The organism is Flavobacterium anseongense, from assembly GCF_021608185.1.
Lineage (GTDB): Bacteria > Bacteroidota > Bacteroidia > Flavobacteriales > Flavobacteriaceae > Flavobacterium > Flavobacterium anseongense.
In genome coordinates this window covers 1-310 of sequence record NZ_JAKIHN010000036.1, presented here as the reverse complement: position 1 = coordinate 310, position 310 = coordinate 1, and the positions used below count along the sequence as shown (strand labels likewise).

At 34.8% G+C, this 310-nt stretch carries 1 protein-coding gene; it reads right to left on the bottom strand.

All coding sequences use genetic code 11. The features are described from left to right. Positions 1-310: FIDD domain-containing protein (locus tag L1S35_RS13245; protein WP_502538687.1), on the bottom strand; the 310-nt coding region annotated here is incomplete at both ends.

Below are 310 nucleotides of genomic sequence, written 5' to 3'. Positions count from 1 at the left end.
TACTCCTAAAGTTTGTACCGGTGGATTCTGAATTAAATAAGCAGTTGGTGTAGTGATAACATTGGTATTGTTTTGAGCATCGACCAAACTCGGATAATACGTTACCATGTAACCCGTTGCCTGATTTATTTCAGTATTCTTTATAGTTAAATCAAATACATGCAACTGATCATTTGGAATAGTATCGGCATCGCAAACATTCAATGGTATTGGTGTACTGAGTAATAACGGTGTATTAATTTCAAGTTGAAATGAACCAACGTTATAACAACCTGTTGTATTATGCTCTACTCTAACCCATATAGTGTCT